Here is a 19,136-nt window from a genome sequence, read left to right on the forward strand (position 1 = left end):
GCATTTCTCGGAAAGGACGTCGCCGGATGACGAACAACGGTTTGCTCGAGGAGGTTCGCCGCACCCGTTTCGAATTGGTGCGCAGTGGGCGGTGGAATGAGGCGGACGAGTTCGCGCGCGACGCGGTACCGGGGCTGGAGCCTGCCGCTCTCGCCTACCTGCCGGGGTTCCCGAAAACGCGCGGGCGATCCGATCCGGCCCTCTTCCGGGCGGTGCAGGCGGTCAATCGCGGCACCGGCCGTGCCGAGGCGTCCGGCATCGCCCAGCGCGTGCTGGCCTCGGCCCGGCCGCTGGACGCGGGCACGTTCTGGCAGGCGGTGACGGTCCTGGTCCACGCCGGCGAGGTCGGCCTGGCGCACCGGCACTGGATCGCGGCCACCGGCCACGAACTCCTCGGCGGACGGATCATGTTGCTGCGCGGCGATCCGCGCGCGGCGGCGCGGCTGCTGGACGGCGTCCGGCCACGGGGCGTCGCGGTCGCCTGGCTGGCCCTGGCGCTCACGGAGACCGGCGAGTTCGACCGGGCGCACGCCGTGCTGGAGACCGAGGGCCCGGACAGCGCCGAGCTGTGCTTCGCCCGCGGCCGGCTCCTGCTGGCACAGGGGCAGAGCGCCCTGGCGCTGGACGAGTTCCTCGACTGCGGACGGCGGCTCGCGGAGTGGGGTGTCGTCAACCCGGCGGTGCTGCCCTGGAGGTCGTCCGCCGCGCTGGCCGCCGCCGATCTCGGAGATCTCGTGCTCGCGCGGATCTGCGCGGACAAGGACCTGGTCGCCGCCAGAAGATGGGGCGCGCCAAGGGGAATCGGACTCGCCCTGCACGCCTGCGCCCTGGCGCGCGGCGGTGACGACGTCCTGCTCGAGGAAGCGCTCACCTGGCTGGAACCGGCCGCGGGCGAGGCGCTGCGTGCGCGTCACGACCTGGTTCAGCTCCTGCTCGCGCGCGGTGAGATCGAACGGGCCCGTGAGCACGCCCGGCGGTTGCGGGAGACCGCATCATGTCCACAGTGGACTCGCGAGGCGGACGCGTTGGCGTCGCGGCTGTTGCGCAACGACGGCGAGTCCGCCCTGAGCGGCCGGGAACGCAGGATCGCCCTGATGGCCAGGTCGGGCAGATCGAACCGGGAGATAGCAGCCGAGCTGAACCTGACGGTGCGCACCGTCGAGATCCACCTCACCGCCGTCTACCGCAAGATGGGGGTGGCGGGGCGGCCGGGTCTGCGCCGGGCGTTGGTCCCCACGGCGTGAGGTGGGCGCCTTGTCCTGACCCCGAGTGCCCTGCGGCGGTCTCGACGCGTCTGCTCGCGGTGGGGGAGAACTGGACCGAAACCGTCCAGGCGGCCGAACTGGCGTTGGCGACGCCCGGCTGCCGGGAGCACGCGCCGTGCATGTCGCGCGCGGTGGGGACGCTGGTCTGCGCGGGCGAGCTCGTGGCCGCCGACGAGCACAGCCTCGCCCTGCTCGACGAGAGTCCCGGCGACCCGGTGATGGCAGAGCACATGGTGCTCGCCCGAGCCGGCGTGGCGCGCCGCACCGGCGATCTCGCGCGGTGCTCGTCGTTGCTGGACGTGTTGCGGGACAACGGAGTCGAGGACGAGATCCGCCCGGTGGTGCTGCTCTGGTCGGTGGAGTTGCTCGTCGCCAGAGGGGAACCGCGTGCCGCCGAGGCCGTGCTGCTCGGCCACGGCTTTGACGCGAGGTACCACCCCGATCGTGCGCTGCTGCTCGCGGCCGGTGCGGTGGTGGCGATGGCGACGGGCCGTCCACGGGACGCCCTGGCGGGGCATCTCGCGTGCGGGCGGGAGTTCACCGCGGCCGGTGTCCTCAACCCCGCCGTCATGCCGTGGCGCTCGTGGGCCTCTCGCGCCGCGCTGGCGTGCGGTGACACCGATGAGGCCCTGCGCCTGGCGACGGAGGAACACGCCGCCGCGGTCCGGTGGGGCGAGCCGAGAGCCCTTGGCTGGAGCCTGGCGGCGGTCGCGGCCAGTTCTCCCGGCGGTGAGGGCCTCGCTGCGTACGAGCGGGCGATTCGCTTGCTGGAACTGGCACACGCCCGGATGGAACTCGCCGAAGTGCTCTGCGACTACGGCGCCCGGCTCACCGCACAGGGCAGGCAGGCGTACGAGATCTACGCACAAGCGCGTGCCACGGCCCTGGACGTCGGCGACACCGCCATCGTGCGGCGGGCGGAGAAGGCCATGACCGCCGCTGCGCGCGTCGACGAACCGGTGCTGACGCCAGTCGAGACGGAGATCGCCCGGTTCGTGCGCGCGGGCTTGCCCAACCGGGCGATCGCGGCCCGGCTCGCAATGGCGACGCGGACCGTCGAACTACACCTGACCAGGGTCTATCGCAAGCTCGGGCTGTCGGGCCGGCGGGAGTTGCGGGTGACCGGGTGGGCCGGGCCCGACCAGGAAACCTTGCGGACCGACCGTGATGCCCCCGCGGGCTCCTCCGGGTGATCGTGGAGCTCTGACGGAGGGAGCCCGCAGATGCTCACCCGATTGCTCGCGGCCCTGTTCGCGCTCACGTTCGCCGTCGCCGGTCTGCCGACCGCGAACGCGGCGATCAACCACACGGTCACCCTGGTCAACAACACCGGACAGACGATCTGGGTCGGCAGCACGGTCAACGCGGACGGTTCCCAGGCGCTGACGAACCTGCCGACGCTGACCAACGGCCAGTCCGCGACCATCACGATCCCCGAGACCTCCGCACCCGGCCACTGGCGCGGCACGTTCTTCGCCCGGCAGGGGTGCACCGGTACCTCCGGTGCGAACTTCCGTTGTGCGGTGGGCGACTGCGGAGTCCAGGCCGCCCGCTGCGTCACCGGGGAACAGCCGGCCAGCCTCGCCGAGTTCAACTTCGACTCCCGGGACACGCTCGCGCCCTGGTACAACGTCAGCTACGTCAACGCCTTCTCCGTGCCGGTGTCCATCGCCGCGGTGAACGCGGTCGTACCGCCGGGGTCCACGTCGTGCAGCACCGCCGGGTGCACCGAGAACCTGTTGCCCCGCTGCAACCCCGCGTACGTCAAGTACGGCGCCAACGGTCAGCGCATCAACTGCGTCAACCCCAACCGCGACGCGCCGACCGACTACAGCAACACCATCAAATCCCGCTGCCCCAAGGCCTACGCCTGGTCCCGGCAGGACACCGAACCCGGCAACCAGACCGTGTTCCAGTGCGCGAACTGCAGCGGCTTCAAGGTCACGTTCCACTCCGTGGCCTGAAACGGTCCCCACCGCGAAAGGAAAACCATGAGGTCCACCGTCAAGGTGCTCGGCGCGGCCGCGGTCCTGTCGCTCGTGTTCACCGGCACCGCCTCGGCTGTCAGCGGCACCGCCAGCTACTACAACGACGCCGGCTACGGCGCCTGCGGCACCAAGATCAACGCGGCGACCGAGCTGCTGGTCGCGGCCCCCGCCGCGCTGTGGACGACACCCAACCCGAACAACGACCCGTTGTGCCGCAAGTCGATCCGGGTCACGCACAACGGCAGGACCATCACGGTGCCGATCAAGGACAAGTGCCCGAGCTGCGCGAGCAACAAGATCGACCTCAGCCAGCCCGCCTTCGCCGGCCTGGCCGACACCGCGGTCGGCATCATCAACGTGACGTGGGAGATCGTCTGATGATCGCGTCGCGCGCCTCCCTGCTCGCCGCCGCGACCCTGGCACTGGCCGCCACACTCACACCCCAGGCCGCGGCGGCCACCGTGCAAGAGGACGTCATCGCCCTCACGAACGCCGAACGCGCCAAGGCAGGCTGCCCCGCCCTGAAGCAGAACGCCGCGCTGAGCACCGCCGCACAGCGTCACTCGGCCGACATGGCCGCGAAGAACTTCATGGGCCACACGGGCTCGGACGGCAGCACCGTGGTCGTCCGGATCGAACGGGCGGGCTACACCCGCTGGACCAGGGCCGCCGAGAACGTCGCCGCCGGGTACGGCACCGCCGCCGACGTCGTGCGCGGGTGGATGAACAGCTCCGGGCACCGCGCCAACATCCTGAACTGCGCCCTGCGTGACATCGGTGTCGGCCACCAGTACCGGCAGAACACCACCTACGGCCACTACTGGACGCAGGACTTCGGAACGCGCTGAACCCCGTCCGCCGAGCGCTGCGCCACCCTCCGCCACCCCTGATACGTTGCCTGGTGGTCGGGTCGCTGAAGATCCAGCGCCCAGCGAGAAGGGTTGGCTCGATGAGCTTGCTGCGCAGCTACGTGTCGGGTGGGTGGCACACGCCTTCGGCGGAGGGCGCGCCGTTGCACGACGCCGTGACGGGCGAGGAGATCGCACGGATCTCGTCGGCGGGCGTCGACATGGGGGCGGCGCTGCGGTACGGGCGCGAGGTCGGCGGGCCCGCGTTGCGCGAGCTCACCTTCCACCAGCGCGCGCAGCTGCTGAAGGCTCTCGGGCTGTACCTGAAGGAGCACAAGGCCGAGCTGTACGCGCTGTCCGCGCGGTCCGGGGCGACGAAGTCCGACTCGTGGATCGACATCGACGGCGGCTTCGGCGTGCTGCTCGGGTACGCGTCCAAGGCCAAGCGCGAGCTGCCGAACGACAAGGTCTACGTCGACGGGCCCGTCGAACCGCTCGGGCGGGGCGGCACATTCGTCGGCCAGCACATCTGCACGCCGTTGCACGGTGTCGCGGTGCAGATCAACGCCTTCAACTTCCCCATGTGGGGGCCGCTCGAGAAGTTCGCGCCCGCGTTCATCGCCGGCGTGCCGTCGCTGATCAAGCCCGCTTCCCAGACGGCGTACGTGACCGAGAAGATGGTCGAGCTGATGCTCGCCTCCGGGCTGCTGCCCGAGGGGTCGCTGCAGCTGGTCTGCGGTTCGGCGGGCGACCTGCTGGACCACCTGACCGAGCAGGACCTGGTCGGCTTCACCGGCTCCGCGTCCACGGCCCAGCACCTGCGCACGCACCAGGCCGTGATCCGGTCGTCGGTGCGGTTCAACGCCGAGGCCGACTCGCTCAACTGCTCGATCCTCGGGCCGGACGCCGTGGCGGGCACGCCCGAGTTCGACCTGTTCGTCGGTCAGCTGGTGGCCGAGATGACGACCAAGGCCGGGCAGAAGTGCACGGCGATCCGGCGCGCGCTGGTGCCCGCGTCGTTGATCGACGAGGTCGGTGAGGCGGTGGCCGCGAAGCTGGCGGAGGTCGTGATCGGCAACCCCGCCGACAAGTCGGTGAAGATGGGCGCGCTGGCCGGCCTGGAACAGCGCGAGGAGGTGCTGCGGTCGCTGAAGGCGTTGCGGGAGAACGCTTCTGTCGTCTACGGCGACGGCGCTCTGTCTCTTGTGGACGCTGACGCCGAGCGCGGCGCGTTCATGTCGCCGATGCTGCTGCGCGCCGCCGCCGACGCCGTGCAGCCGCACGAGGTCGAGGCGTTCGGGCCGGTGTCGACGCTGATGCCGTACTCGTCCCTGGACGACGCCGTGACGCTGGCCGCGCGTGGTGCCGGTTCGCTGGTGGGCTCGATCGTCTCCGCCGACACGGACTTCGTGCGCGACGTCGTCATCGGCGTGGCGCCGTGGCACGGCCGGTTGCTGGTGCTGGACCGCGAGGACGCCAGCGAGTCGACCGGGCACGGTTCACCGCTGCCGATGCTCGTGCACGGCGGCCCTGGCCGGGCCGGTGGTGGTGAGGAAATGGGCGGCATGCGCGGCGTGCTGCACCACATGCAGCGCACGGCCGTGCAGGGCAGCCCGCGCGCGTTGAGCGCCATCACGAACCGCTGGGTGACGGGCGCGCCTCGTCGCGAGGACGCCGTGCACCCGTTCCGCAAGACGCTCGCCGAACTGCGTCTGGGCGACACGGTCGTGGCCGGGCCGCGTGAGGTGACGCTGGAGGACATCGAGCACTTCGCGGAGTTCACCGGCGACACGTTCTACGCGCACATGGACGAGGAAGCCGCCGCGGCGAACCCGTTCTTCGGCGGCCGGGTCGCGCACGGCTACCTCGTGGTGTCGTTCGCGGCGGGGCTCTTCGTCTCGCCGGAGCCAGGACCGGTGCTGGCCAACTACGGGCTGGAGAACCTGCGGTTCGTCACGCCCACGTTCCCCGGCGACCAGCTGACCGTGACGCTGACGGTCAAGCAGATCACGCCGCGCGAGGACCAGGAGTACGGCGAGGTCCGCTGGGACGCGGACGTCGCGAACCAGAAGGGCGAGTCGGTCGCGAAGTACGACGTGCTCACGCTGGTCGCCAAGAGCTAACGCGGTTCCTTGCGGGGGAGGGGCCGGGTCGCCGGCCCCTCCAGCACCTCACCGTCGACGTCGAACCGCGAGCCGTGGCACGGGCAGTCCCAGCTGCGCTCGGCGGCGTTGAACCGCACCAGGCAGCCGAGGTGCGTGCAGCGCATCGACACCGCGTGCAGCTCACCGTCGTCGTCGCGGTAGACGCCCGTCTTGCCCAGGCCGTCGCGGACGACGTGGGCCTGGCCGCGCGGCAGGTCTTCGCTGGAGGTGGCGTCGGCCGGCAGCACGCGGTCGCCGACCATCTCCAGCGCGACCTCGGCGTTCTTCCTCATCAGCGTGGGCAACGACCTCAGCGACACCCGGTGCGGGCTGAACCGGTCGGCCAGGTCGTTCGGCTTGCCCGTGACCAGGTCCGCGAGCAGTGCCGCGGCGAACGTGCCGCTGGTCAGGCCCCACTTCATGTAGCCGGTGGCGGTGAACAGCGTGGTGTTGCCCGGCGTATAGCTCCCGATCATCGGACAGGTGGTCGTAGGACGTCGGGTCCTGCGCCGACCAGCGGTGGGTGATCTCCTCGACCTGCCAGTGCTTTCGGGCGAAGTCCTCCAGGCGGCGGAACGGTTCCACGACGGGTTTGCCGGTCGGGTGGCTCTGGCCCGCGAGGATCAGCTTGTCCTCGTGCGCCGAGATGGACCACGAGGGGCTGCCGGTGCTGATGGCGAGTGCTTGCGGCGGTGTGCTGACGCGGGCCGCGACGCAGTAGGCGCGGGTCAGTTCCAGGCGGGGGAAGTACAGACCCCGGTCCAGCACCGGGTAGTGCGTGGCGATCACGATCTTCTCGGCGGTGACGCGACCGTCCGCGGTGGACACCCGGTGCCCGCTCACGTCGAGCACGCGGCTGTGTTCGCACACCAGGCTGCCGTCGCCGTCGATCGCGTCGGCCAGGCCTCGCAGGTACTTCACCGGGTGCAGCGCGATCTGGTCGTCCAGCCGAACGGCCGCGTGCACCTCGAACGGCAGGCCGACGTCGCCGATCGCCCTGACCGGGAGCCCGACCTGGCGAGCGGTGATGAGCTCGTGGTCGACGTCGCGCACCTCGGACTCGGTGTAGGCGTACGTGACGGCCGGTGCACGGCGCAGGTCGCAGGAAATGCCGGTGGCCAGCTCGGCGACCTGGGCCACGGCGGCGAGGGACGCCGTGGCGTAGTCGGTCGCGGCGGCCAGGCCGTGCGTGCTCCGGATCCGCGAGTACACGGTGGACTGCAGCGCGGTGACCTTGGCGGTGTTGTTGCCGGACGCGCCCGACGCGACCCGGTCTGCCTCCAGCACGACCACGCGCAGGCCGCGGCGCTTGAGCAGCAACGCGGTGGTGAGGCCAGTGATGCCGCCGCCGACCACCGCCACGTCGAACGAGTGCGCGCCGGTCAGCGGGGCACGTGCCGTCGCCGGGAGCGCGGCGAGCCAGAGCGACTTCTCAGCGGTGGTGGTCATGGCGGCGGATACCCGCGGCCTTCAGCGGGTATGCGATCTACATGGGCAAACACCGGGTAGTCGTCGTCGGAGGTGGGTTCGGCGGCCTGGGCGTCGTGCGCGGGCTCAAGCGCGCGGACGCCGAGGTCACGCTGATCGACCGCACGAACCACCACCTGTTCCAGCCGTTGCTCTACCAGGTGGCGACGGCGCTGCTGCCCGCGGGCGACATCGCGCCGGCGTTCCGGGCGATCCTGCGTCGGCAACGCAACGCGCACGTCCTGCTGGGCGAGGTGACCGGGTTCGACACGGCCGCCAAGCGCGTGCACGTCGACCTGACGGACGGGAGGTCGCGTCAGGTCGAGTACGACACCCTGGTCGTGGCGGCCGGCTCGCGCGACAGCTACTTCGGTCACGACGAGTGGGCCGGGTCCGCGCCGCCGATGAAGACCCTCGAACAGGCCGTCGCCCTGCGGTCGAGGCTGCTCAGGGCGTTCGAGACGGCGGTGGCGGCAGGGGACCCGAAGCAGTGGCTGTCGTTCGCCGTGGTGGGGGCGGGACCGACCGGGGTCGAACTGGCCGGGCAGATCGCCGACCTGGCGCGCCGGGCGTTGAAGGGGCAGTTCCGCGAGATCGATCCGCGTGACGTCCGGATCACGCTGGTCGACGCCGCGCCGCACGTGCTGCCGCCGTTCTCGGCCGCACTGCGCGAGCACACGCGGGTGAAACTGGAATCGCTCGGCGTCACGGTGATGACGAGCGCCATGGTCGAGTCGATCGACGCCGCCGGCCTCACCACCAAGGACGGCGACCGGGTCGAGGCGCGGACGATCATCTGGGCGGCGGGCGTGCAGGCCTCCCCGCTGGCGCGCAAGCTCGCCGAGGCGACGAACGCCGAGACCGACCGCAAGGGCCGCATCGTCGTGAATCCCGTGGACTGCTCGGTCACCGACGACGTCTTCGCCATCGGTGACATGGTGAACCTGAACGACCTGCCGGGCATCGCGGAGCCCGCGCTCCAGGAGGGCCACCACGTCGCGCGCGTGATCAAGGCACGCCTGAACGGACGCAGGGCCAAGCCGTTCCGGTACCTCGATCTCGGCACGATGGCCACCATCTCGCCTGGTGACGCCGTCGCGGACATCAAGAGGCTGCGGCTGAAGGGCCTGATCGGCAAGGCGGCGTGGGCGGTCGTGCACATCGCGTTCCTGGTGGGCTTCCGCAACCGGATCGCGGTGCTCACCCAGTGGGGATGGAATCTCGTCACCGGCCGCCGCGCGCAGCCGATCATCCTGGAACCGGTGCGGGCGATAGAGCGGAAATAGCGGCCGCCGCTAGCGTCCACCAGAAGCCGAAGGCTGGTTCGGTGCTCTCCGTGGTGGACAAGCGGAAGTGGACGTATGTCGAACCTGGTGAACCAACTGCCCGTCGAGGTCGTGCGCTGGCCGGTGGACGCGGCGGCACGGGAGGCGTGCCAGCGCAGTGGGACGTTGTGCCTGCTCGTGCTGGAGAAGAACGTCCCCGCGCCCGTGCTCACGGACATGCGGGAGGACTGGGTCCGCGCGCCGGTGCCGCATCAGGACCTGGCCGTGCGCATCGCCATGCTCAGAGCCCGCGCGGCCCGCTACGCCGTGCCGGAGCTGGACATGTCCGGCATCCTGCGGTTCCGCACGCGGTCCGTCGTGCTCTCGCCGACGGAACGGGCGCTGGTCGGCGAGCTCCTGCGCCGCTTCCGGTCGTTGACCACGCGGGAGGACCTGCTGCTCTGCCTGCCCACCAAGGACGGCGACACCAGCAACGCCCTGCACCTGCACATCATGCGGTTGCGACGGCGGATCTCCCCGCTCGGCCTGGTCATCAAGACCCTGTGGAACCAGGGCTACCAGCTGGGCCCGGCCGGTCCCTAGGTTTGGCCACGGGTAACCGTCGGACGTGAACATCGAGCTGCTGGGCATCTACCTCAACGACCACCTGGCCGGGGCGATGGCGGGCACCGAGCTCGCCCGCCGCATCGGCCGCACCCACCCCGAGCTGCGGGTTCTCGCAGATGACATCGAGGCCGACCGCAAGGAACTGCTCGACCTCATGCGCGAGACCGGCGTCGAGTCGCGTCCGCACAAGGAGGCGCTCGGCTGGCTGACCGAGAAGGCGGGCAGGCTCAAGTTCAACGGGAGGGTGCTCGGCCGTTCGCCGCTGAGCGACGTCCTCGAACTGGAGACCCTGCGCGTCGGCATCGAGGGCAAGACCTCGCTGTGGCGGACGCTGCGGCAGCTGGGGAGCTTCGACGACACCAGGCTGGAGCGGCTGGAATCGCGCGCCGTGAGCCAGGCGGCGCTCGTCGACCAGTACCGGCTCCACCTCGCGCCGCAGGCGTTCAACTCACCGCACGTGTCCGGTGTGGACGTCGAACGCACCTTCACCGTCGCGTCCACGCCCGAGGGCGTCGTCGAGTACCTGCGCGACTTCTCCCGCGCCGAGCAGTGGGATCCGGGCACCGTGTCCTGCACGCGCCTGGACGACGGCCCGGTCGAGGTCGGTTCGCGCTGGCGCAACGTGTCGCAGTTCCTCGGCCGCAAGACCGAGCTCGTCTACGAGCTGACCAGGGACGACGCGCACGGCCTGCAGTTCGTGGGGCGCAACGACACCGCCACCTCCACCGACGACATCTCGATCTCCGCGGGGGACGCGCCCGGCACGGCCAGGATCGCCTACCGCGCGCACGTCGAGTTCAACGGGCTCGCGCGGTTCGGGGCGCCGGTCGCGAAGCTCGCGCTGGAGAAGCTGGGCAACGACACCGAGAAGAACCTGGTCCGGGTGCTCGGTCCCGTGCGGTAAAGACATCGGAAAAACGCAGGTCAGGCGCGATTCCGCCATTCGGACGTGATCCCTAGACTCCGTCGGGCCGGTGGGTGAGACAGGCTCTTCCTCCTGCCGCCCCCGGCTTGGACGCAGAGGGAGTACTGGGGTGTTCGAGAACAACGTCACCAGGCGCGGCTTCGTCACGGGCGCGGCGGCGGTCGCCGGTCTCGCCGGCCTGTCCACCATCGCACCGGGCCTGGCCAGCGCCGCCCCCGAGACCAAGGACCAGCACACCGACGCCGAGATCAAGGCCGCCGAGGTCGGCGCCCTGGCGATGATGACGTTCCAGAAGATCGACGGCACTCCCGTCTACTACTGGCGTTCCAACCGCGGCAACACGACCGCGCGCAACTGGCAGGCCACCGACGCGTTCTACAACGCGCTCGTCGCCTGGGTCCGGGACCTGCGCTCGCTCTCGTCGAGCTACGGCTCGATCAGCTACATCGTCTCGGCGGGCTTCTACGTCGACAAGCCCGGCCAGCACGGCGCCGGCACCGCCATGGACCTCGACCACGTGCGGTGGTCCAACGGCAACGTCACCTCGCCGCTCGACCAGCACCACGCCTCGGGCACCGCGGCATTGCGCAAGCGTTACCTCGCAACGGAGGCCGTGTGCCGCCGCCGGTTCCGCTACGTGCTCGACGGCTGGTACAACGCCGACCACCGCGACCACATCCACTCCGACTTCGGTGGCATGCCGGTCCGCGTGCTCAAGGACTCCGAGGCCGACACCAAGTTCGTCCAGGGCACCTGCAACAACTTCCGCGCCTCCGGCCTCGCGATCGACGGCATCTGGGGCCCGAACACGCAGAGCGCGTTCAACGGCCTCAAGTCCGCCCTCGGCGTGACCGGCGACCCGCACACCAGCACGTCGGTGTGGCAGGGAATGCTCTCGAAGATCGCGACCAAGGGTTTCGCGAACCAGAACATCTGATCAGTGCGAGCAGCAAGGCCGGAGCCCATGCCTCCTGGGCTCCGGCCTTGCTGTGCGAGGGCGCCGTGTACCTGCTCTAGAGGACTATCTGGGGCAGGTCTTCCAGGCGAAGTGGTAGATGGTCTCGATCGAGCCGTCCGTCGAGTCCATCGCCATGAAGCTGGTCTTCTTCGGGTCCGACGTGCCCTTGTCCACCCGCAGCTCGGTGTTGATGTTGAAGTTCCGCTTGGCACCGCACGGGTGGTAGATGATCGAGGCGACGTCGGTCTTGTGCGTGACCTGCCAGTCGTCGCTCAGCGCGCCGTTCCAGGTCTTCGTGCGCTGGTCGGTGTCCGACATTCCCTGGAAGTAGTAGCTCGCTTTCTGCGTGCCCTTCGCGCCCCTTTCCAGGTGGGCGAAACCGCGGTAGTCGGCCTGGGCGATGCCGAACGTGAATCCGCCGGGAACGTTGACCTTGAGGTTCAGCTGGCAGTTCTTCCGGAAATCGGTCGGCCGAGACTCCGGCCCTACCTGCGCCATGTAGTCGCTGTAGGTGACCGTAAACGCCTTGTTGTCCGGGGAGACCGCCACGGCGGCCGTGCCGGCACGACAGCCGGAGCCGTTGACCGTGACGACGTCGATGGTGATCTGGCCCGTCGGGGGCGGGTCCGCGGCCGGGGGAATGACGATGGTGGACAGAGCCAGGCCGGCTGCGGCCAGCATGCTAATCATGGGACACCTTTCCGAATGTGCAGGACAGTTCGGGCGGCGTGGTACGAGACCGTATCGGAAAGGTTGTTGACGAACCGTCCGCCAACCAGAGCAACATTGTCGTGGGAGCGTGCCCATGAATACTTCTCGGGGCCGTCGGTTAATTGCCACCCAGGTTGCGGGAACGCTGTTCAGGAACCCGTAAATCAATTCGTGAAGCGTTTACGGGGCGAACCTGACGAAAACGCAACAAGGGCGCGTCCACTGTCGGACGCGCCCTTGCGGGTGAAGTCTGGGGTCAGCGCTGCTGGCCGTTGCCCATCGAGCCGCCGAGGCCGAACAGGATGCGCTGGATGAGCTCGGGATCGACGTCCGGCTCGTCGCCCAGCGCCTCGGCCGCGGGGGAGCGGCGCTTCTCGCGCCGGGGCAGCGGCACCGCGTTGGCGTTCACGCCGGTCGGCAGCTGCATCTCGCACCAGATCAGCTTGATGCCGCCACCGAGCTGCAGTTCGCCGGTGCGCAGGTCAGGCGAGGTGGGCGGCATGATGAACCTGGCTGCCTCCAGCTCGACGACGAGGTAGTCGCCACTCAGTCGCAGGCGCAGCGTGATGAGCCGCGAGGTCTTGGGATCTGCTGATTCGACGGCTGCCTCGACCAGCGCGCAAGCGACGGCCGAGCACTCCGCGGTCATGTTCCGAAGGCGCCATTCACCCAGGGTGAAGCGCACGAACAGATCCGCGCAGTTCACCGCGGTGGGCAGCGCGATGAGTGTCAGGTCGTCGACCTGGGCGGTCTGGGCGTTCGCCTGCATGCTGCCTCCGTTTCGCGTGCGGCGCGCGAGTCCGCGACAGTCACCCGAATGGCCGTCACGGTGAGCGGGAATCTACATGGGTATACGCGGGAAGCAATGGTCCGGTTGACTCACCCGTCAAAAGTCACGTGTGGGTCACGAAGAGAGGGCCTGATGCTCACTGTGAGTATAGCGTCAGGCCCTCTCCGTGATCATTTCGGGTCAGCATCGCTTCCAGGCGAACTGATACCGGGTGTTGACGCTGCCGTCCGTCGAGTCCATCGACACGAACGACGGTTGGTTCGACGCGTTCGTGAATGCTCGCACCTCGGTGTTCACGTTCAGGTGCCGCACCGCCCCGCACGGCGCGAAGACGATCTCCGCGACGTCGGTGGAGTCGGTGAACTGCCAGTTGTCGCTCGTCGGCGCCGCGATGTTGTGCGTGCTCGTGACCGTGGCCGACTGGCCGGCGAAGTAGTAGCTGGCGCGTTGCAGGCCGCGCGCCCCTCTGGGTAAGTGCGCGAACCCGCGGTAGTCGGCCTTCGCGATCCCGAAGGTGAAGCCCTGCGGGTAGTGCACGCGAAGGTTCAGCTGGCAGTTCTTGCGGAACTGCGTCGGTGTCGATCCGGAACCGGCCTGGGCGGTGTAGTCGCTGTACGTCACCGTGAATGACGTGTTGTCGTCCGAAACCGCTACCGCGGCCGTTCCGGCGGGGCAGCCGGAACCGTTCACCGTGACGACGTCGACCGTGATTTTGCCGGGTGGAACGTCAGCCTGCGCCTCGGGGGCGGCGAGGAGGGAGAGTGCCAAACCCGTAGCAGCCATCGCACTGAGCATGAGTGGCCTTTCAATTTCGAACGGGGATGGCGGCGTGCGGATCACGTTATCTTAAATTGACTTAAGTCGTGGACGACCGACCGGGCGAACTTAAATATATTTAAAACGGATTAATCGTCTGAACGGTGGATTGGCGACGATCAGCGGTCGGCTAACTTCATGTCAGATCGCAAAAGAGATCACCCCAGCCCCACTGAATGCACCGGACCCCACACCTGGCGCCGAGAGCCCCGGCTGATCCACCTCGTTTCACCGGTGTGGGAAGGCAAGCGCGCACTGCTCATCGGGTTCCTCCCTCCTGCTCGGGACTCGGTGGTGCGGCAGCGGTGCCGCGCGGCCGGCCGGTGCCCGCCGGCGGCGTCGGATCCGTCCCACGGTCCGCGCCGCCGGCGGTGTTCGTCTTTCGGCCCCGACAAGGGCCCTAGAGCCTCCGGAGCCTCAATTGCACGCGAGCCCCACCCAGCGGCCCGCGGTCGACGTGGAGAGAGCCACCCGTGCTTTCCGCGGCGCGGCGGGCGATGTCGAGCCCCAGCCCCGTGGAACCGCCGCCGCTGGCACCGCGCCGCACCGCCCGTTCGGTGTCCGCGATGCCGGGGCCGGCGTCCTCGACCACCAGCGCCACCAGGTCGGCCTGGTGCACCAGCGTCACGGCGAACCGCGTGCCCTCCGGCGTGTAGCGGAAGACGTTGCCCAGCAGCGCGTCCAGCGCGGCCGCGAGATCGGCGCGGGTGAGCGGCACGGGCGCGGGCTTGTCGGCGCCGCGGACCGTCCAGGGGCGTTCCTGGTCGTCGGCGAGCGCGGACCAGAACACCAGCCGGTCGCGCACCACGCCGGCCGCGTCGGTGCCGGAGTTGTCGGGCTGCAGGCCGGAGCGGGCCGCCTTGATGATCTCGTCGACCTCCCTCTCGAGGCCCTGGACGGCTTCGCGGACCCGGTCCGCCCCTTGACCACCCCCGAGGGTGTCCGCGTCCAGGAGAAGGGCCGTGAGAGGCGTTCTGAGGCGGTGCGAGAGGTCGGCGACCACCTCGCGTTCGGCGGCGAGCAGGTGCCGGACGCGTTCGGCCATGGCGTTGAAGGCCTTGCCGACCTCCTTGATCTCGGGCGGTCCCTTCACCGGGACCCGGACCGTGAGGTCGCCTTGGCCCATCCCGCGCGCGGCCTCGGCCAACGCCCGTGTCGCTTTGACGGCCCGTGCGCCCAGCCGATCGGCGACGAGCACCGACCCGGCGACCAGGCCGACCGCGACCCCCGCCAGCACCCACCACGTGCCGATGACGCCGTGGGTGAGCTGCTCGTGCGGCACGAACGCCTCGACGATCGCGAGCCCGCTCTCGCTGGTGGCCAGCGGTTGCAGATATGCCACGCCATCAGGCCGTTCGACCGTGGAGGCCGTCGCGAGCTTCTGGGCCTCCTGCAGGTCCGCCGCCGTGATGTGCGAGTACCCGTAGGTGCCGGCCGGGGAGCTCAGGTGCACGGCCAGGCGCTGCTGACCGCCGTACCGGGTGCTCCTGATCGCCTGGCGGATCTCCTGCGGCTTGCGGGTGATCAGCAACGCCGGCGTCAGCGCGTTGGCCTGCCTCTCGGCCTCGCTCAGCGCACGGGTGTACGCGGCGTTCTTCACGACGATCGCGAGCGGGATGAGGAACGCCAGCGCCACCATGCTGGTCGCCGCGAGAGCGACCAGCACCAGTGACCGCCTCACTGCGGAGCGACCATGCGCACGCCGACTCCTCGCACCGTGTGCAGATAACGGGGCTGCGCGGCCCGCTCACCGAGCTTGCGGCGCAACCAGGACAGATGGACGTCGAGCGTCTGGTCGTCGCGGTTGGACGGCCACAGGCTCGCCAGGATCTCCGCCCGCGGCACCACCTCCCCCTGCCGTGCCGCGAGGTAGGAGAGCAGCTCGAACTCCTTGTGGGTCAAGGAGAGTTCCTGGCCGTCCACAGTGGCCCTGCGGAGGTTCACGTCGATCTCCAGGCCGCCGATGACGAGCTGCTTGCTGTCGCGGGCACGTCGGAGCACCGCCTGCAGGCGGGCTTCGAGGTGCTCGCTGGAGAAGGGTTTGACGAGGTAGTCGTCCGCGCCCGCGTTGAGCAGCCGGATGATCTCGGCCTCGTCGTCGCGGGCGGTCGCGATGACCACCGGGGTGTTCGTGACGCCTCGGATCATCCGCAGCGCGTCACCGCCGTCGAGGTCGGGGAGCCCGAGATCGAGCACCACGACGTCGTAGGAGTTGGCGGTGACTTCGCGCAGGGCCTCGATCGCGAGCGCGACACCGTGCACGATGTGGCCCTGGCCGGTGAGGGCGCGCGTGATCGCCGCCCGCACCACCGGGTCGTCCTCGACGAGCAGTACTGATGCCATGAGCCGCTACAGGAGGATTGTCGCAGTGAGACGGTCGGTCGGATACCTGGTCGCCTGGGCGTTGGTGACCACGGTCGCCATCGGCCTGTCCTGGTTCGGCATCCGGTGGGCGATGGAACCCGCCCCGGTCGCCGCCGTCGAGGTCACGACCGGGTCGGCCGTCCTGCCGATGCCGACCGTCACCTCGATCAGCGTCCCTGCGCCCGAACCGGGCCCCTCCGTCGGTACGCCGCCTGCCACGCCGTCGTCCACCAGGCCTCCTGAGATCACTACGTCTGTTCCGGCTCCTCCCAGTAGTACGGATGCGCGTCCCTCCTCGGCTCAACTTCCGCAGGGGGAATGGCAGTCGGACGGCTCCTACGTCCACGCGTTCCACCTGCAGGGCGGGGACGTGGTCGTGCGCTACCGGCCGCAGGGGGTGCAGGCGCTGTCGGCCACCCCCGCGGACGGCTACTCGGTGTCGGTGGAACAGCCGGGCGGGCCGCTGGTGGTGAACTTCCGCAACGCCGCCGGCCGGTTGTCCAGGCTGGAAGCCACCTGGAGCAACGGGCCGACGGCGAAGGTGATCGAGCAGTAGGACCTAGAGACCGATGGCCTTGGCGATCTGCGTGGGCTTGAGCACCCGCAGGATCGCCTCGTACAGGTAGTAGTCGCCGTACGGCAGTGAGATCTCCACGCCGTCCTCGGACGGGCGGTTGCGGGTGCCACGCGCCAGGATCGCCTCAGCACGCGTCGACCTGGTCGTGAGACACGTGCCGACCAGGCCGTCGAGGATCTTCAGCGCCCGGTCGCGGTAGCGGTCGGTGCCGGTGGCCTTGGCCAGGTCGAGCAGGCCGCACGCCATGATCGCGCCCGCCGACGAGTCCTTGATGTCGTTGACGCCCAACGGCGTGCGGTAGTCCCACACCGGCACGCTGTCCGGCGTGAGCACCGACAACGCGTAGTCGGACAGCTTGCGCGCGGTGTCGCGAAACTCACGCAGGCCTGTGCGCCGGTACATCGTCGTGAAGCCGTAGATGCCCCACGCCTGGCCGCGCGCCCAGCACGACGTCGGGCTGTAGCCCTGCACCGTGTTCGGGCCGATCGCCGCGCCGGTGTCCGGGTTGAAGTCGAACACGTGCGGGGTCGAGCCGTCCGGGCGGACGAAGTGCGTCTGGGTGGTCCTGGCGTGGGCGATCGCGATGTCGAGGAACTTGCGGTCGCCGGTCTGCTCGGTGGCGAACGCGAGCAGGTCCAGGTTCATCATCGTGTCGATGATGACGCGGCCCGCGTTGCCGGGCGTGCCCAGCGCGCCCCACGCGCGGATGTACTTGCCGACCGGGTTCCAGCGCTGGATCAGCGTGTTCGCCGCGTCGATCGCGCCGTCCCGCCACTTCGTGTCGCCGGTGAGCCGGTACGCGGTGACCCAGGACGGGTAGAAGAGGAACCCCAGGTCGTGGTCGCGCGGCTGGAGCCGGCGCGGTGCCAGCCGGTCGTTGGCGGCCTCGGCGAGAGCGCGGAACTGCGCGTCGCCGCTGTCGAGGTGCGCGAGCCACAGGGTGCCCGGCCAGAAGCCGCCGATCCAGCCGCCGTCGGCGACGTAGGTCCACTTCTCGGCCCTGGTGATCTCCGGGAACGAGGTGATGCCCGGTGCGACCGCCTTCAGCTTGCTGTTGCCGTAGTCGAGGGCCCCACGGAGCTTGGCGGGCGAAGCCGCGGCTTCTCCCGCGCCGATGGCGACTCCTGCTCCAGTGAGCAGGGGAGTGGCCGCTGCGGACGCCAGAAGGGTGCGTCGAGACAGATTCACGAGACCGTCCAGTCCCTTTCATTGTCTTGCGCCCGGCGCCACAATGCCAGATCCGATCAACGCGTGTAAAGGTGCGTTAAAAATTGATTCCCTTGCCTTGTCCTGGGGCGCTGAACAGCGTAAAGGTGCGCGCCTGAGTTGGTCAGATATATGAACTTCCTGCACTCCGGCGTTGTAAAACCAATTGTTCACACTGATGAACAATTCGCCGTTCAGATGCGGTGGAGAACGGCGTCCAGATGGCACGGGCTCAGGCCGTGCCGCCGCTTGAAGGCGGCGTTGCCGCGACCGCCCTCGAGCGTGGACTTGCCGAGGCGGATGGCGAGCCGGACCGACTCCGCGAACAGCACGCCGTACGGGCTGTAGTTGCCGTCCACGGCGTAGTCGACGCCGCACGTCCAGGTGTGGAAGCGGGTGGCGTCGGTGAGGCAGACACCGGCCGCGACGAGCTTGCCGTGCTGCCGCACCTCGATCACGTGCGCGAGGTCGCCGAGCGCCGTCACGAACCTGGCGAAGGCCTCGCCCAGGTAGTAGCCGTTGTTCTCGAAGCGGCTGGCGGTCTTGACGCACAGCAGGGTGATCTCGTCGAGCGAGGCCTGGTCGACGGGCAGGGCCTCGATCGTCACGCCGGCCTCTGCCGATCTTCGGTCGTTGCGGCGCACGTTCGCTCTGGCGCGCGGGCTCAGGCTCGCGAGGTAGTGCTCGTAGGTGGTGAGGCCGGTGGCCCACCTGTCGGTGAGGTGACGCGCGGGCAGGCCGGCCGCACGCAGCGCCTGCGACAAGGCGTTGCCGCGCTGGACGTTCAGGAACCCGCACCAGCGCGCGCCGAAGATCGACGCCGTCCGGACCATGGCGTCCAGCAGTCTCGGCAGCACCTGCGCGGTGGCGGGCACGTGCGCGTCGTAGCAGTGCCAGGTGTGACTGAGCAGCGCCGGCTGGCCGACCGCGTCCGGATAGGCCTCGTGCAGGCGGCGCAACGGATTCGCGGCCGTCTGGAGGTAGGCGGGCATGACCGCGACCGGCTTGTCGCCCTCGCGCACCACGAAGTACGCGAAGGCGTCGACCGTCGTCAGCGGCGACTGCTCGTAGGCGCTGACGTAAGCATGTCGGTAGAAGACCGGCGCGCCCGCTTCGCGGACCACCGCGTCCCAATCGGCAGAATCGATTTCCCTTATGGTGTTGGAGAATTCGACGCGCACACGG

21 protein-coding genes are annotated in these 19,136 nt (G+C 69.6%); 11 read left to right on the top strand and 10 right to left on the bottom strand.

What is annotated here, in order from left to right; all coding sequences use genetic code 11:
- The first annotated feature begins 26 nt into the window (after nucleotides 1-26).
- From ACH413_RS18425 to paaZ, 6 genes are all read left to right on the top strand, one after another.
- A complete protein-coding gene (locus ACH413_RS18425; RefSeq protein ID WP_360034705.1) occupies nucleotides 27-1,244 on the top strand; it encodes a LuxR C-terminal-related transcriptional regulator in 1,218 nt (405 codons plus the stop codon).
- On the top strand, nucleotides 1,241-2,458 hold the full coding sequence (locus tag ACH413_RS18430) for a helix-turn-helix transcriptional regulator (RefSeq protein WP_360034703.1): 1,218 nt from the start codon (nucleotides 1,241-1,243) through the stop codon (nucleotides 2,456-2,458). The genes ACH413_RS18425 and ACH413_RS18430 overlap by 4 nt, the downstream gene beginning before the upstream one ends.
- 30 nt (nucleotides 2,459-2,488) lie before the next feature.
- Complete coding sequence (locus ACH413_RS18435) at nucleotides 2,489-3,229, top strand: thaumatin family protein (RefSeq protein WP_360034700.1); 741 nt, start codon at nucleotides 2,489-2,491, stop codon at nucleotides 3,227-3,229.
- 27 nt (nucleotides 3,230-3,256) lie between these two features.
- Nucleotides 3,257-3,631 carry a cysteine/serine endopeptidase inhibitor gene (locus ACH413_RS18440; protein ID WP_360034698.1) on the top strand — a complete coding sequence of 125 codons (375 nt, stop codon included), beginning with the start codon at nucleotides 3,257-3,259 and terminating at the stop codon, nucleotides 3,629-3,631.
- Nucleotides 3,616-4,101 (top strand): CAP domain-containing protein, encoded by a 486-nt coding sequence (locus ACH413_RS18445; protein ID WP_360034695.1) that lies wholly within the window; start codon nucleotides 3,616-3,618, stop codon nucleotides 4,099-4,101. The genes ACH413_RS18440 and ACH413_RS18445 overlap by 16 nt, the downstream gene beginning before the upstream one ends.
- A gap of 101 nt (nucleotides 4,102-4,202) precedes the next feature.
- Complete coding sequence (paaZ, locus tag ACH413_RS18450) at nucleotides 4,203-6,224, top strand: phenylacetic acid degradation bifunctional protein PaaZ (RefSeq protein ID WP_360034692.1); 2,022 nt, start codon at nucleotides 4,203-4,205, stop codon at nucleotides 6,222-6,224.
- Here the strand turns inward: paaZ and ACH413_RS18455 are convergent.
- Both ACH413_RS18455 and ACH413_RS18460 read right to left on the bottom strand, forming a co-directional pair.
- The gene (locus ACH413_RS18455; RefSeq protein ID WP_360034689.1) at nucleotides 6,221-6,493 is read right to left on the bottom strand and encodes a Rieske 2Fe-2S domain-containing protein; all 273 of its coding nucleotides are present in this window, start codon (nucleotides 6,491-6,493) and stop codon (nucleotides 6,221-6,223) included. The two genes, paaZ and ACH413_RS18455, sit on opposite strands and share 4 nt — an antisense overlap.
- Complete coding sequence (locus tag ACH413_RS18460; RefSeq protein WP_360034686.1) at nucleotides 6,387-7,694, bottom strand: FAD-binding oxidoreductase; 1,308 nt, start codon at nucleotides 7,692-7,694, stop codon at nucleotides 6,387-6,389. Before ACH413_RS18460 ends, ACH413_RS18455 begins: the two co-directional genes overlap by 107 nt.
- A gap of 41 nt (nucleotides 7,695-7,735) precedes the next feature.
- Here ACH413_RS18460 and ACH413_RS18465 point away from each other — a divergent pair, with 41 nt between their 5' ends.
- From ACH413_RS18465 to ACH413_RS18480, 4 genes are all read left to right on the top strand, one after another.
- Nucleotides 7,736-8,998, top strand: coding sequence for an NAD(P)/FAD-dependent oxidoreductase (locus ACH413_RS18465; RefSeq protein WP_360034683.1), 1,263 nt, complete (start codon nucleotides 7,736-7,738; stop codon nucleotides 8,996-8,998).
- Between the two features lie 75 nt (nucleotides 8,999-9,073).
- The gene (locus tag ACH413_RS18470; RefSeq protein ID WP_093604052.1) at nucleotides 9,074-9,580 is read left to right on the top strand and encodes a helix-turn-helix domain-containing protein; all 507 of its coding nucleotides are present in this window, start codon (nucleotides 9,074-9,076) and stop codon (nucleotides 9,578-9,580) included.
- A gap of 25 nt (nucleotides 9,581-9,605) precedes the next feature.
- Nucleotides 9,606-10,508 (top strand): SRPBCC family protein, encoded by a 903-nt coding sequence (locus tag ACH413_RS18475; RefSeq protein WP_360034680.1) that lies wholly within the window; start codon nucleotides 9,606-9,608, stop codon nucleotides 10,506-10,508.
- Between the two features lie 130 nt (nucleotides 10,509-10,638).
- The gene (locus tag ACH413_RS18480) at nucleotides 10,639-11,466 is read left to right on the top strand and encodes an extensin family protein (RefSeq protein WP_360034677.1); all 828 of its coding nucleotides are present in this window, start codon (nucleotides 10,639-10,641) and stop codon (nucleotides 11,464-11,466) included.
- Nucleotides 11,467-11,550: 84 nt separating this feature from the next.
- Here ACH413_RS18480 and ACH413_RS18485 read toward each other — a convergent pair whose 3' ends face one another.
- The 6 genes from ACH413_RS18485 to ACH413_RS18510 form a co-directional block, all read right to left on the bottom strand.
- Nucleotides 11,551-12,177, bottom strand: a complete 627-nt coding sequence (locus tag ACH413_RS18485; protein ID WP_360034674.1) for a DUF4360 domain-containing protein — start codon at nucleotides 12,175-12,177, stop codon at nucleotides 11,551-11,553.
- Nucleotides 12,178-12,454: 277 nt separating this feature from the next.
- A complete protein-coding gene (locus tag ACH413_RS18490) occupies nucleotides 12,455-12,967 on the bottom strand; it encodes a histidine kinase (protein WP_093604046.1) in 513 nt (170 codons plus the stop codon).
- Nucleotides 12,968-13,168: 201 nt separating this feature from the next.
- A complete protein-coding gene (locus tag ACH413_RS18495) occupies nucleotides 13,169-13,783 on the bottom strand; it encodes a DUF4360 domain-containing protein (protein WP_396425020.1) in 615 nt (204 codons plus the stop codon).
- Between the two features lie 421 nt (nucleotides 13,784-14,204).
- Nucleotides 14,205-15,485: a HAMP domain-containing sensor histidine kinase gene (locus tag ACH413_RS18500; protein ID WP_360034668.1), complete on the bottom strand. Its 1,281-nt coding sequence runs from the start codon at nucleotides 15,483-15,485 to the stop codon at nucleotides 14,205-14,207.
- Complete coding sequence (locus tag ACH413_RS18505; protein ID WP_319981210.1) at nucleotides 15,482-16,147, bottom strand: response regulator transcription factor; 666 nt, start codon at nucleotides 16,145-16,147, stop codon at nucleotides 15,482-15,484. Before ACH413_RS18505 ends, ACH413_RS18500 begins: the two co-directional genes overlap by 4 nt.
- Nucleotides 16,148-16,153: 6 nt before the next feature.
- Nucleotides 16,154-16,399: a hypothetical protein gene (locus ACH413_RS18510; RefSeq protein ID WP_360034665.1), complete on the bottom strand. Its 246-nt coding sequence runs from the start codon at nucleotides 16,397-16,399 to the stop codon at nucleotides 16,154-16,156.
- A 145-nt stretch (nucleotides 16,400-16,544) separates the two neighbouring features.
- Between ACH413_RS18510 and ACH413_RS18515 the strand changes: the two genes are divergently transcribed.
- Nucleotides 16,545-16,724, top strand: coding sequence for a hypothetical protein (locus ACH413_RS18515; RefSeq protein ID WP_360034662.1), 180 nt, complete (start codon nucleotides 16,545-16,547; stop codon nucleotides 16,722-16,724).
- Between the two features lie 3 nt (nucleotides 16,725-16,727).
- On the opposite strand, the gene ACH413_RS18520 is transcribed toward ACH413_RS18515, so the two are convergent.
- The gene (locus ACH413_RS18520) at nucleotides 16,728-17,933 is read right to left on the bottom strand and encodes a glycoside hydrolase family 88 protein (protein WP_360034659.1); all 1,206 of its coding nucleotides are present in this window, start codon (nucleotides 17,931-17,933) and stop codon (nucleotides 16,728-16,730) included.
- Between the two features lie 212 nt (nucleotides 17,934-18,145).
- The gene (locus ACH413_RS18525; protein WP_360034656.1) at nucleotides 18,146-19,132 is read right to left on the bottom strand and encodes a GNAT family N-acetyltransferase; all 987 of its coding nucleotides are present in this window, start codon (nucleotides 19,130-19,132) and stop codon (nucleotides 18,146-18,148) included.
- Nucleotides 19,133-19,136 lie beyond the last annotated feature (4 nt).

Source organism: Lentzea sp. NPDC020367, assembly GCF_044387305.1.
Lineage (GTDB): Bacteria > Actinomycetota > Actinomycetes > Mycobacteriales > Pseudonocardiaceae > Lentzea.

What these genes read in the sequence shown, in the direction of transcription:
- ACH413_RS18425 (WP_360034705.1), top strand. Translation starts at nt 27, where the DNA reads ATGACGAACAACGGTTTGCTCGAGGAGGTTCGCCGCACCCGTTTCGAA.
- ACH413_RS18435 (WP_360034700.1), top strand. Translation starts at nt 2,489, where the DNA reads ATGCTCACCCGATTGCTCGCGGCCCTGTTCGCGCTCACGTTCGCCGTC.
- ACH413_RS18440 (WP_360034698.1), top strand. Translation starts at nt 3,257, where the DNA reads ATGAGGTCCACCGTCAAGGTGCTCGGCGCGGCCGCGGTCCTGTCGCTC.
- paaZ (WP_360034692.1), top strand. Translation starts at nt 4,203, where the DNA reads ATGAGCTTGCTGCGCAGCTACGTGTCGGGTGGGTGGCACACGCCTTCG.
- ACH413_RS18460 (WP_360034686.1), bottom strand. Translation starts at nt 7,694, where the DNA reads ATGACCACCACCGCTGAGAAGTCGCTCTGGCTCGCCGCGCTCCCGGCG.
- ACH413_RS18465 (WP_360034683.1), top strand. Translation starts at nt 7,736, where the DNA reads ATGGGCAAACACCGGGTAGTCGTCGTCGGAGGTGGGTTCGGCGGCCTG.
- ACH413_RS18470 (WP_093604052.1), top strand. Translation starts at nt 9,074, where the DNA reads ATGTCGAACCTGGTGAACCAACTGCCCGTCGAGGTCGTGCGCTGGCCG.
- ACH413_RS18485 (WP_360034674.1), bottom strand. Translation starts at nt 12,177, where the DNA reads ATGATTAGCATGCTGGCCGCAGCCGGCCTGGCTCTGTCCACCATCGTC.
- ACH413_RS18490 (WP_093604046.1), bottom strand. Translation starts at nt 12,967, where the DNA reads ATGCAGGCGAACGCCCAGACCGCCCAGGTCGACGACCTGACACTCATC.
- ACH413_RS18495 (WP_396425020.1), bottom strand. Translation starts at nt 13,783, where the DNA reads ATGCTCAGTGCGATGGCTGCTACGGGTTTGGCACTCTCCCTCCTCGCC.
- ACH413_RS18505 (WP_319981210.1), bottom strand. Translation starts at nt 16,147, where the DNA reads ATGGCATCAGTACTGCTCGTCGAGGACGACCCGGTGGTGCGGGCGGCG.